An 11,160-nucleotide genomic window follows, 5' to 3' on the forward strand; every position below is an offset into this window, starting at 1 on the left:
TTACGTCGCCCCACACACGGTTGAGCAGACGCGGCCCATGGCGTCCAGATGGAGGTAGTGCACCGGAACCGCTCAGTCTTCCCAGTCCTCATCCTCGCCGCCGCGCATGTGACGCCAGCTCTCGAGGTTCACCAGTGCGCTGCGTGCCAGCTCGGCGTACTGCGCCGGGCAGTCCCACAGCTCGCGGGCCGAGAGCTCGGCGGGTACGGGGGTGTCCGGGTGGTCCTCGGGCGCGTACAGGTGGACCACCGCGCGGTACCGGGACTGCACGGTAGCCTCGGCGGCGGACCAGGGGTGACGAGGGTGCTCGCAGGAGACGTCCAGGTCAATGGTGTCGAGGGCTGCGGCCAGATCGCGGGCATACGAGGGCGGCAGCCCTTCGTACGTCTGGGCGATGCCCATCCACATGCACAGGAACAGGCCGAGCCGTTCCTCGTCCCGCACCTGCTCGGACAGCCAGCGGCGGGCGGACCACAAGGCGACCGGGCCGGTGTTGTCCTCCCAGGTACGCCGGATCGCCTCCTGCATGGCGACGACGTCGATGCCGCCGTCGTCGCGGATGAACTGCGCGCCGAGGTGGGAAACGTCGATGCCGCCGAAGATCTCCTGGTGTGCCTCGCGTATGCGGGCGGCGGCCTGGTCGGCAAGGCCGGCGAGGAACCCCTCGCAGTCGAAGGCAGCCAGCTCCTCGTCGTTGAGACCGTAGTCCTCGGCGAATACGGCGCGGCCAGCCTCGGTCAGCATGCTCGCCCCGGCCTCGACACCGTACTCCGAGTCCAGATCCGCAGGGTGGACTCCGGCCGGGCAGGCACAGGACGCCGGGTCAAGCGTGGCGCGGAACCCGTCCAGGACCTCCGTGTACGACGCGAACAGCGACTTGCTGAAGATGCGTGCCGAGACATACCAGCAGGTGGCATACAGCAGGATCGTGTACCCGGTCCGCTCCCGGCGTCCTTCCGGAGTGCCGTTACGGCCGAGCGTCTCCGCCGCGTCACCGGCAAGGACAGCGAGGGTCAGTTCCGGGTCCACGTAAGGGTAGTCACTTACGATCCCGGAAAGGTCGGAGATCAGTTCGCTGTGGTCCGCGGGCAGGGTGGGCATCACTTCAGTCACATTCGTAACCGACGCTGCGGTGTGCGGGCCGGTTCCCCCGCGCACAGGTCACGGCCGCATCGGTAAAGGTGATCAACGTTGGGGCTTTCGGACATCCGCTGCTGACTACCTTGCCTGCCCTGCTGGTCCTGTCGTCGGGCACTACGCAAGGAGTAGCTCCGCGATGAGGAGGCCATGAAGTGGGCCAAGGGCGTAACGAGTTTCTCGCGCTGCTGGTTCTGCTCGTGTGGTCGCGCGCTGACGGCCACGAGCGAGGCCACCCCAACGACCCAACCTCTCAGTACGCCGGAAGATCAACGGGCTGCTGGTGAGCCAGGCACTCCCCGAAGGGGAGGAGTGAGTGTCTAACTGCGTGACAACGCCGACGCACAACGGCGGACGAGCGCGGACGCCCGCGGACCCTCAACGCAGGTCAGGGGCACACCAGCCCAAGGCAGACCGCCCAGCTAAGTTACTTCGGGACGAAGAGGTCGCTCCGTAAGGAACCCGAGGCCAAAACGGCAATCAGGGTGCTAGGAAGTCGCGTTGCTCTCACGATGAGTGCATGGACCGGTTGCAGCACAGCGCTTGGCAGTATGTGGCGGAGATACTCCCACCCGAGGAGCTCCCGATGCTTGCTGCTCATGCACTCGTCGAGGGGCGTGATTCCCCCGCCCTGCGCGAACTGGCCGGCCTGCCGCGCAGGAGCGACGAGACCGAGATCCGTGAACTGTACGTCCAAGCCCTGCACGAATGCGGGGTACCCCTCCCTGACGAGGAGGCAGCCGGCCGCTGGCTCCTCGTAAGCCTCACGGGCCGTCTCGCGCATGCCGAGCTAAGCCCCAAGGACGTGGTCGACCGGCTGTCGATGACAGTCGCAGCCCGCACCCCGGAGGAGACACCCCCCTGACGCGGTTGCACCACCACAGGGGGACATGACCCATCCCGAGGCGCTGATACTTGAGAACTACATAGAGGCCACACACCACATCCCGCCCGCATGAGAGGAGGTGAGGGGCATCGCCACCGAACGCGGCAGCGCCGCGCGGGCCCGGATGGTTGGAACGCTTCGCTCGTAGTCGAGACCACTCAGGCGGGCCTGGTGCGACACCAGGTGAGGCACGAAAGGAAGGTGATATGGCGTCGAGCAAGAGAATCGCCGAAGCCCTGGCCCGCGCAGCCAGACTCTCCCCCGAAGAGGTCGAAGCGCGAAGGGCAAGCGATGCCGCCCGCATAGCAGAGCAGGCCGAAGTGCGCCGTCAAGCCCTGAACAAGGCCAGGGAGAAGGCCAGAAGCCGCAAGAGCGACGCAGCCGCATCGCCTGAAGGTGAACGCCTGCCGAAGCGCAGGCTGGTCACCCGCGAAATGCGACGGGACCTCATCCGGATCAACAGGAGGCCCCAGGCGGAGGGCGGGAAAGGGCAGAAGCCTCGGAAGCAAAAGCAGCCCAAGGCCCAGGCCCCGCCTCTCACCAGCAAGCCGCAGAAGCAGCCGAAGAAGAAGCCCCGCCGCGTACGGGGCGCACTGGACGAGGTCTACCGGGCCCAACTCGCGGCCCGCGCAGAGATGGAGGCGCGAGCCCGGCCAGACGAACCCGCCCCCGATCTACCCCAGACACTTGCATGGCTCCCGAGAGAGGGAGCCGCACACACATCACCGACCGTTCCGGCGGCTCGAAGGGACCTGCCGGTCGCGAGCGACAAGCCGTGCCCGGTCTGCGGCAAGGGCGGAGTCCCCATCGGCTCACCTCGGCACGCGCGATGCGAGCGGCTTGCCCGCGTGCCTGACGTACCCCCGCCCCGCGCGGATTCGGCGCCGCATCCGAACCGGGGCACTGAGTACCGCAGACTCGTTGAGGCAGCCGAGCGCCGTGAAGCTGCCACAAGAGGAAAGCGCTCCAGCGGTACCAACTCCCGCCCGGTGCGCATCTCGCAAGCCCGCGAAGCCGTCCTCATCAGATGCGACGGCCGGTGCGAGAACCCCAGGTGTCCCGGACAGCCGGACGACGTGACCGACGACGGGCGGCCGATCCTCGAAGTCGACCACGTAGAAGAGATCGCCGCTGGAGGCCGTGACCACCCCTCACAGATGGTCGCCCTCTGCCCGAACTGTCACGCCGTCAAGACGCGCGGCCGGACAAGGGAAGCACTCCGCGGAGTCCTCGCCCAGGCAGCCCGGGACAAACACGCGGCGTGGCTGTTGTGCTAGCCGCACCGGCCTGCCACGGCTGCCACTTCACCGAAAGAGCGCCCAGAAGGGACACAACAGGCCGTTCTGGTCCGGTGGCCGTCCCATGACCAGGGGCTATGCGGAGATCGCCGTTACACCACTTGGTGGGACACTATCGTCTCTGACGACCGGCAAAAGCTACGGATCAGAACGCTTCTGACATCCACGGCTGACATCAACAACACCGGACGAGGGCGTACGCCAGCGACTCCGGCCGGCCGTCCCACCAAGCGCCTGCCGCAGTCGAGGCGTGTCCGGATCGAAGTCCTAATGCGGTGGTCACACAACGGTGCCGCCGACGGCGGTGACGGCAGTGCTGACGGCAACGACGGCGGACGGCAGCGGCACCCAGCGGCCCGGCACGGTGCCGGCATAGGACGACCTGGCCGACCCGCCAGGGCGTGCCCGCATCTTTTAAGCGCCGGCGCAGGTGCTGTGTAGCCGACTGCTTTGAGGGCTGGGCCGTCCCTGGGCCGTCCGGCAGTGACCAACATCGACAAGCGACGAGGGGCAACGGAGACATCAGCCCAGGTCAGCTCAACGCACGCCAACATCAGTCGACTTGAGCACCCACTGAAACCAGTTCTAGTTATAGGGGGCAATGGGCACGTGGGCCGCCAGTGGGGGGCGTTGCCCTCGCCGGCCGCCCCCGCGCTATCTGACGCCTAGTCAGTTCTGGCTATAGTAAGCAAGGGCCGCGGGGAGCGGACGGCGGGGGTGGAGGACGGATGACGAGGACGTTCGATCACGGCGGGGGCGTGCGGTCGGTCCGGGTCCCCATACCTGACAACCCCCTGGGGTACACGCTGGTGTACGTCGTGGACACCGATGCGGGTCCGGTGCTGGTGGACACCGGATGGGACGATCCTGCGTCCTGGACGGCCCTGACGGACGGGCTCGCGGCCTGCGGGACGTCCGTCGCGGAGGTGCACGGGGTGGTGATCACCCATCATCATCCGGACCATCACGGGCTGTCGGGGCAGGTGCGCGAGGCCTCCGGGGCGTGGGTGGCGATGCATGCGGCCGACGCGGCCATCGTGCGCAGGGCGCGGGAGACACGTCCGGAGCGCTGGTACGCGTACATGGCCGACAAGTTGACGGCTGCGGGGGCACCGGAGGCGCACGTCGCTCCGCTGCGGGCCGCGCGGGGGCACCGCCGTACCGTTCCCGGACTCGCGCCCGCGCTGCCGGACCGCGAGATCGTCCCCGGCGAACTCCTCGACCTGCCCGGCCGCCGGCTGCGCGCGATCTGGACCCCCGGCCACACGCCCGGCCATGTCTGCCTGCATCTGGAGGAGGCGCATCCGGGTCCATTGCCGGGCCATGGGCGCCTGTTCAGCGGTGATCACGTCCTGCCCCGGATCACGCCGCACATCGGCCTGTACGAGGATCCCGACGACGCCACCGTCACCGACCCCCTCGGCGACTACCTCGACTCCCTGGAGCGGGTGGGCCGCCTCACCCCGGCCGAGGTGCTCCCGGCCCATCAGCACGCCTTCGCCGATGCGCCCAGCCGGGTACGGCAGTTGCTCGCCCACCACGAGGAGCGTCTCGTCGGCCTGCTCGCTCTCCTCTCCGAGCCGCTCACCCCCTGGCAGCTGGCCGAGCGCATGGAGTGGAACCGTCCCTGGCCCGACATCCCGTACGGGTCGAGGAACATCGCGGTGTCGGAGGCCGAGGCCCATCTGCGCCGCCTGGTGAAACTGGGGCGGGCGGAACCGGTGCCGGGGAGCGAGCCGGTGGCGTACGTGGCGGCGGTGTAAAGGGATCGCCGCATGGAGAGCGGGACTGCTACGGGACTGCTACGGAACTGCTAAAAAGGATCATGGATCCTTTGGAGCAACTCCTCGCGGAACGCGCCTGTGAGCGCCTGATCCTGGACTTCGTCCACCGGCTCGACCTCGGTGAACCGTCCTCCGTGGCCGAGCTGTTCACCGAGGACGCCGGCTGGGAGTGGCCGGAGGGCGAGCGCCTGATCAAGGGCCGGGATGCGCTGCGCGCCTACTTCGGCTCCCGCCCCGCCGACCGGCTCTCGCGCCGCCTGATGTCCAACATCCTCGTCACCGTGACGTCCCCGGACACTGCCACCGCCACCTCGTACTTCTCGACGTACCGCGTCGACGGCCACCGGGGCGACGACCTCGCCCCCGCGGGACCGCCCGTCCAGGTCGGACACTACGAGGACGCGTTCCGCCGCGTCGACGGGCGATGGCTGCTGGAGAGCCGGGTCCTGTACCTGGCGTTCGCGGGTCCGACGCCGAAGGTCAGCTGAGCCCCGCCGCCGCCCGTTCCCCCTCGCTCAGCGGCGGCCCGGACAGCGGCCCCTTGCGGGGGCCGCAGCAGATGCTCCACAGCATGTCGGGGGCGAAGAGACGGGCCGCCGGGGTCTTCAGGCTCATCACGTCCAGCAGGCCGCGCAGGGCACGCGGGTTCTCGGAACCGGCGGCGACCGCCTTGTCGACGTACGCGGTGAGCAGCCGCTCGACGGCGGTCGGCTGCTGAGGCGCGGCGCCGGGGTAGTACGCGTCCTGGCCCACCGCCAGGTTCCAGGCGTTGCCGACCGGCCTCGCCACCGCGCGCTGGATGCGGCGCGCGGTGCCGCGGGCGAGGGGGCCGTGGCGGTCGAGGACCCGGCCGAGTGTCCGTACGCTCTGTGCGGCGACGGAGAGGCCGTGGCCGTAGACCGGGTTGTAGCCGGCGACGGCGTCCCCGAGGACCGCGAAGCCGTCCGGCCAGGTCTCGGCTCTCTCGTAGTAGCGGCGGCGGTTGGCCGTGCTGCGCGTGGTGACCGGGTCGGTGAGCGGTTTGGCCTGGGTGATGAGGTGGCCGATGACCGGGTCCTTGAGGCCGGTGAGCGCGAAGTGCTCGAACTCGTCCGGGTCGGCGGTGGGTTGGCCGCCGCGGGTGCCCGAGAGCGTGACCAGCCAGCGGTCGCCCTCGATCGGTGCGACGATTCCGCCCCGGCCGGGCGCCTCCCGCGGGTCGGCCTGGACGTTCACGACCGGGTAGCGCTGTGCTGTCGTATCGCCGGGGGCAGCATAGATGCGGCTGGCGTAGACGACGCCCGCGTCGACCAACCGCTCCTCCACCGGGGCGTGGCCCAGCTCCCTCAGCCAGGTGTGCGCCTGGGATCCGCGGCCGCTCGCGTCGATCACCAAGTCGGCGTGGAGGGTGGCTGGTTCGCCGTCCGGCTCGTGCGGTACGCGGATGCCGGTCACCCGGTCCTTCTCCCCCGCGAGGCCCGCCACCCTCGTACCGTCGAGCAGCGTGATGCGGGGCCGGGCGAGGACGTCGGCCCGGATCACCGCGTCCAGCAGGTCCCGGCTGCATACGATCATGTGGTGCCGGGAGTCCGCGAACCGCCGGAACCACTGGCCCGAGGGCGCCTTGCTCACCAGGTCCCTCATCACTCCGATCAGCCCGGCCCCCTTGCCGACCAGCTCCCCGGTGACGCCCGGCAGCAGCTCCTCCAGCGCGGCCACGCCACCGGACCACAGCAGGTGGGCGTGGCGGGCCTGGGGCAGCCCCTTGCGCGGCTCGGGGCCCGCCGGCAGCCGGTCGGCCTCCACGATCGTGACCTCGTCGAAGCGGCGCGCGAGCACGGAGGCGGCGAGCATGCCGGCCATACCGCCGCCGATGACGATCGCGGTCCGGCGGGCGGTGCGTATGTCAGGCATATGAGGTGTGACCTTCTGTGGCGACCGCCTCCCGGCGGAACGTTTCGACAACCGACGAGTGCAGACGCAGGGCCTGCGCGATGCACTCCAGCTCGCTGTCGGGGACATCGGCGGGAGGCGCGGGCACGGGGGTCCCGACAGACGCGGGCGCGAGGGCGGACGCAGACACCGACCCGGACACAGACACTGCCCCGGACACAGACACTGACCCGGACACAGGCACGGGGTCAGGCACAGGCACAGGGTCAGGCGCAGGCGCCGGATGTCCCGGCGAGGGCACCCCCTCCCCCTCACCGGCCGAGCGCAGTGCCTCCGATGCGAGCAGGATGTCCACCGCGCCCGCGATGCCCCGTGCGACGGAGTCGGGGTAGCCGGCCGCTGTTGCCGAGTGGTGGGTTCGGGTGCGGCGGGCGGGGCTGAGGTGGGGGGCGAGTTTGAGGAGGCCGTCGTTGATGGCGGCCCGGCGCAGTTCGAGGCGGAGCGCGGCGCCGCTGACCCGGCCGGTCGCCGGCGCGGACGGGGCCGTGACGGTCAGCATGGCCTGCCACAGGGGCTTGAGGCGCCGGTGGGCGCGGACCAGCCGACGGCGCTCCTCCACGACCGGGCCGGCCTGCCCGGCGATGAAGCCCACGGCGACCAGACCCGCCTCGGCGATGGCGAACGGCGGCGCGACGTACGTCGACAGCCAGTCCCAGTCACGGCCGCTCCAGCGGGCGCCGATCGCGGCGAGCTTGGCGATGTCGAAGATGAGCCCGAGTGCGTAGGCGACCTGGAGGAGGACCACGGCCCGGCGCAGCCAGGTGTTCTCGACCTCCTTGAACCAGGCCCACAGGATGCCCGCCGCGACCACCGCGGAGACCATGTGCCCGACCAGGTAGAGCAGGGCGAACTCGCGCATCCAGGGCGTGTTGGCGTAGTAGGTGTCGAGGTCCCGCAGCCGCTCCACGTGGTGGTCGCCGAGCAGGAAGGTCGTCCACAGGCCGAGGATGATGGTGGAGTAGACCATCCAGACCGTACGGGTGCGCCGGCGGCGGACCGCCGACGGGGGCTCGCGCCAGGTGATGATCAGCCAGAGGCAGGCGCCGCAGTAGACGGTGAGGAGTGAATAGACCAAGAGGCCTGCGAAGTTGGGGACACCGGCGATCTCGTTGATGCGGTGCAGGTTGCCCGGCGGCAGCGAGGCGAAGACGATCGCGCCGATGCCGAGCAGCAGCGCGGTGGCCCTGAGGATCGGGTCCTGCCAGGCCCGCCGCAGCAGCGGCAGCTTGATCACGAAGGCCACCGCGAGCAGCACGGCCGGGACGGCGTAGGCGGTGAAGGAACCCGCCAGGTCCCAGCGCATCACGGCCCGCCGATGTTGCCCAGCGAGGACGACAGCCGGCCGGTGAGCGTGTCCTGGGTCGTACGGCCGGCCGCCGCGCCCGGGCCGACGACCTTGGAGAACTTCGCCGCCAGCCGCAGCCCGCACTCCTCGGCCTCCCACTCCGCCTCGGCCGCCGCGGCGGCGGGCGACCGGGTGGCCATGGCGACCACCTGGTCCCAGGGGATGTCCTCCTCCGCCTGGGACAGCAGCCGGCGCGCGGCGGCGGGCATGCCGGCCGGGTAGTGCACATCCAGCGTCTGGTAGTGGATGTGGCCGATCTCGTGCCCCGCGATGACGAACTTGTGCTCGTCCGGCGCCCGGTCCTCGACCACGACGATGTACTCCTCGTCCATCGCGAAGGTGACCCCGGAGACGTCCAGGCCCGGCGGGAAGGCGACGAACTTCAGGCGGACCGGCCGGTCGAGCTGCGGGCTGAGCGTGGCGCAGACCGCGTGCAGGAAGGCCTTCGGCTCGGTGGGCGGGGTCAGCGTCCGGGCCGTGTCGCGGACGAGCCGGTCGAGGAACCGCTTCGGTGATCTCGTCGGTCTGCGGGACTTCGGCGAACTGTCGCGGCTCATGCGTCGTCCTTGCGCTCGGCGGGCGTGCGGCGACCATAGATCCAGAAGGGCTGGAACTGCACTCTCCCGTGCGCGGAACGATCGTTTACGGCCAGAACCTGATCAGGCACGCCCCACGCCCTTCGGGCCCGCGGAACTCTGTACGCCCTCCGGGCTCCCCGCCCGCTCCGAGGTGATGATCATCTCTGCCAGGTCCGCGAGGGTGGCCAGCTGACGGGCGTTCATCTGCGGGGCGCGCGCGGCCAGTCGTACCAGACCGCTCTCCCGCAGCCGCAGCAGCGGGTCGGCCTCCGCCTCGAGACTCTGCAGCACCGGCTGCAACGCCTCGTTCAGCGCCTCCTGTTCGTCCGCGGTGAAGAAACCCGCGGGCAGACCGAAGAACCTGCGCAGCCGGTCGGTGTGTTCGAGGCTCGGCATACCGCTCTTGCGCCACTCGCTCAACCACTGCCGGCTGGTTCCGGCGATCCTGGCCAGCTCGTCCAGCGAGTACCGCTTGCCGTCGGGCCGACGCCGGGTCTCGCGGATGAAGTCGAGCCGCTGCCGCACCCGTTGGGCGAGACACACCTCCGGCGCCCGGCCGCCCGAGAGCAGCTCGACGACGACACCGACGGGGATGCCGGTGCGGTAGGAGAGGCCGGTCACGTCCAGGGCCTCCGGCAGCCGGCCGCGTCGGCCGGTCAGCTCCCCGAGCCGGTCCAGTACGTCGGCCAGCGGGGCGTAGGCGTCACTCACCGAGGTCCCCCCTGGGCGTGTCGTGCGTTCGGTGCTGGAGTTGACGCGAGGCTACCGGGTCGCCCGTGTGCCGACCAGACGTGACAACGCCGACTGCTGAAATAGGCAGCAATCGTTGACAGTTGGGGGTGCGGTGGGTGAGGATCGAGGCACAGAGAGCAAGATCGACCCGCCCCGGGTGCTGCCTATGGGGGAGCAGCATCGGGGGCGTCTCTCTGTCTGCCTTTGTCGGTCTCTCCCCGCGAAGGTGAGGCTCCGATGCCGCAGTCCCTGCTTCTCCTCGGGGCCGGAAGCCCGGCCGCGTACGGCGAGGACCTGTTGGCGCGGATCGCCGCGGTCCACCCGGTGGTGCTGGTCGACCCGGCTCCGCCCGCCTGGGCGCGCCCGTATCTGTCCGGCCACATCGCGGCCGACCCGGGGCAGGAGGCCGCCACCGCCGAGGCCGTGGCGCACCACGCGGCACGGCACGGGATCCGCGGCGTACTGACCTGGACGAGGGAGCACCTGGTCGCCGCCGCGCTCGTCGCGGCCCGGCTGCGATTACCCGGCATCCCGTACGAGACGGCCGCGGCCTGCACCGACCCGGTCGCGCTACGGACGCTGCTCGCCCGCCACAGGATCCCGCCGGCCGACCGGGAGGACCCCGAGGGGCCGCTGGTCTCGGCGGAGACCGTCGTCCTGGACGACGAGGTCCGCATCGCCGCACTCACCCGTACGGCCTTGGGCCCGCCGCCCGCCCGGCAGCCGCTGCGGCACTCCGTGCACGCCCACGACGGGCTGCTGCACAACCCCTTCCTCCGGCACACGGTGGAGCGGACCGTGCGCGCGCTCGGCCTCACGCACGCCGCCGTACACATCGGCCTGCGCCTCACCTCCCGCGGCCCCCGCGTCACGGACGTGGTGCCGCACCTGCCCGGCGACCTGATCCCGCTGCTGGTCGAGCGGGCCACCGGCGTCGACCTCGCGCAGGCCGCCGCCGCGCTGGCCTGCGGCCGGCTCCCGGACGTGGCCCCGACCCGGCAGCGGGCGGCCGCGATCCAGTTCGCCTACCCGGCCACGACCGGCAGTCTCACCCACCTGGACCTGGCCCCCGGCGCCGCGTCCGAACCGTCCGCCGAACGCATGGTCCTCACCCGGCGGCCCGGCGACCACGTCACGGCGGCCGCCCACGCGGACCGGACCGACCGGCTCGCGCACTGGGTGGCGGAGGGCGAGAACCCGACGGACTGCCAACTCACCCTGCGCCGCATGGCCCACCACCTGACCGCGACCGTGACACCGACGGCCTTCCACCCGCACGCGGCATAGGCAGACGGACGTCCGGGTCAACTCCCGGTCGGCAGCGCCCCGGTCAGCGGTGACCCCGGTCACCGCCCCCGTGTGCCCACAGCCACCCCTCGGCCTGCGCACGGCGGCCGGTAAAGTGGCGGGGTCGTCACCACGCCCGTACGGGGGAAAGCCGGCGCAATTCCGGCGCCGGCCCTCCCTC

General features: G+C 70.8%; 10 protein-coding genes. 5 read left to right on the forward strand and 5 right to left on the reverse strand.

Annotation, left to right across the window (positions count from 1 at the left end; translation table 11 throughout):
• Positions 1-72: 72 nt before the first annotated feature.
• Entirely contained in the window at positions 73-1,101 is a 1,029-nt protein-coding gene (locus ACZ5DS_RS03200) for a hypothetical protein (RefSeq protein WP_468233377.1), read from the reverse strand.
• Between the two features lie 622 nt (positions 1,102-1,723).
• On the opposite strand from ACZ5DS_RS03200, the gene ACZ5DS_RS03205 reads away from it, so the two are divergent.
• The 4 genes from ACZ5DS_RS03205 to ACZ5DS_RS03220 all read left to right on the forward strand — a co-directional run bounded on the left by ACZ5DS_RS03205 (position 1,724) and on the right by ACZ5DS_RS03220 (position 5,593).
• Complete coding sequence (locus ACZ5DS_RS03205) at positions 1,724-2,002, forward strand: hypothetical protein (protein WP_468233379.1); 279 nt, start codon at positions 1,724-1,726, stop codon at positions 2,000-2,002.
• A gap of 227 nt (positions 2,003-2,229) precedes the next feature.
• Positions 2,230-3,300, forward strand: a complete 1,071-nt coding sequence (locus ACZ5DS_RS03210; RefSeq protein ID WP_468233381.1) for an HNH endonuclease signature motif containing protein — start codon at positions 2,230-2,232, stop codon at positions 3,298-3,300.
• A gap of 749 nt (positions 3,301-4,049) precedes the next feature.
• Complete coding sequence (locus ACZ5DS_RS03215) at positions 4,050-5,084, forward strand: MBL fold metallo-hydrolase (RefSeq protein WP_468233383.1); 1,035 nt, start codon at positions 4,050-4,052, stop codon at positions 5,082-5,084.
• 62 nt (positions 5,085-5,146) lie between these two features.
• A complete protein-coding gene (locus ACZ5DS_RS03220) occupies positions 5,147-5,593 on the forward strand; it encodes a nuclear transport factor 2 family protein (protein ID WP_468233385.1) in 447 nt (148 codons plus the stop codon).
• On the opposite strand, the gene ACZ5DS_RS03225 is transcribed toward ACZ5DS_RS03220, so the two are convergent.
• From ACZ5DS_RS03225 to ACZ5DS_RS03240, 4 genes are all read right to left on the reverse strand, one after another.
• Positions 5,586-6,998, reverse strand: coding sequence for an FAD-dependent oxidoreductase (locus ACZ5DS_RS03225; RefSeq protein ID WP_468233387.1), 1,413 nt, complete (start codon positions 6,996-6,998; stop codon positions 5,586-5,588). The two genes, ACZ5DS_RS03220 and ACZ5DS_RS03225, sit on opposite strands and share 8 nt — an antisense overlap.
• Positions 6,991-8,340: an MAB_1171c family putative transporter gene (locus ACZ5DS_RS03230; RefSeq protein WP_468233878.1), complete on the reverse strand. Its 1,350-nt coding sequence runs from the start codon at positions 8,338-8,340 to the stop codon at positions 6,991-6,993. The genes ACZ5DS_RS03225 and ACZ5DS_RS03230 overlap by 8 nt, the downstream gene beginning before the upstream one ends.
• Positions 8,340-8,939, reverse strand: coding sequence for a M48 family metalloprotease (locus ACZ5DS_RS03235; RefSeq protein WP_468233389.1), 600 nt, complete (start codon positions 8,937-8,939; stop codon positions 8,340-8,342). The genes ACZ5DS_RS03230 and ACZ5DS_RS03235 overlap by 1 nt, the downstream gene beginning before the upstream one ends.
• Positions 8,940-9,041: 102 nt before the next feature.
• Positions 9,042-9,671 (reverse strand): helix-turn-helix domain-containing protein, encoded by a 630-nt coding sequence (locus tag ACZ5DS_RS03240; protein WP_468233391.1) that lies wholly within the window; start codon positions 9,669-9,671, stop codon positions 9,042-9,044.
• A 258-nt stretch (positions 9,672-9,929) separates the two neighbouring features.
• On the opposite strand from ACZ5DS_RS03240, the gene ACZ5DS_RS03245 reads away from it, so the two are divergent.
• Positions 9,930-10,979, forward strand: coding sequence for a hypothetical protein (locus ACZ5DS_RS03245; RefSeq protein ID WP_468233393.1), 1,050 nt, complete (start codon positions 9,930-9,932; stop codon positions 10,977-10,979).
• Positions 10,980-11,160: the final 181 nt, after the last annotated feature.

The organism is Streptomyces sp. NPDC031100, from assembly GCF_055570785.1.

What these genes read in the sequence shown, in the direction of transcription:
- ACZ5DS_RS03200 (WP_468233377.1), bottom strand. Translation starts at nt 1,101, where the DNA reads ATGCCCACCCTGCCCGCGGACCACAGCGAACTGATCTCCGACCTTTCC.
- ACZ5DS_RS03205 (WP_468233379.1), top strand. Translation starts at nt 1,724, where the DNA reads ATGCTTGCTGCTCATGCACTCGTCGAGGGGCGTGATTCCCCCGCCCTG.
- ACZ5DS_RS03210 (WP_468233381.1), top strand. Translation starts at nt 2,230, where the DNA reads ATGGCGTCGAGCAAGAGAATCGCCGAAGCCCTGGCCCGCGCAGCCAGA.
- ACZ5DS_RS03215 (WP_468233383.1), top strand. Translation starts at nt 4,050, where the DNA reads ATGACGAGGACGTTCGATCACGGCGGGGGCGTGCGGTCGGTCCGGGTC.
- ACZ5DS_RS03220 (WP_468233385.1), top strand. Translation starts at nt 5,147, where the DNA reads ATGGATCCTTTGGAGCAACTCCTCGCGGAACGCGCCTGTGAGCGCCTG.
- ACZ5DS_RS03225 (WP_468233387.1), bottom strand. Translation starts at nt 6,998, where the DNA reads ATGCCTGACATACGCACCGCCCGCCGGACCGCGATCGTCATCGGCGGC.
- ACZ5DS_RS03230 (WP_468233878.1), bottom strand. Translation starts at nt 8,340, where the DNA reads ATGCGCTGGGACCTGGCGGGTTCCTTCACCGCCTACGCCGTCCCGGCC.
- ACZ5DS_RS03235 (WP_468233389.1), bottom strand. Translation starts at nt 8,939, where the DNA reads ATGAGCCGCGACAGTTCGCCGAAGTCCCGCAGACCGACGAGATCACCG.
- ACZ5DS_RS03245 (WP_468233393.1), top strand. Translation starts at nt 9,930, where the DNA reads ATGCCGCAGTCCCTGCTTCTCCTCGGGGCCGGAAGCCCGGCCGCGTAC.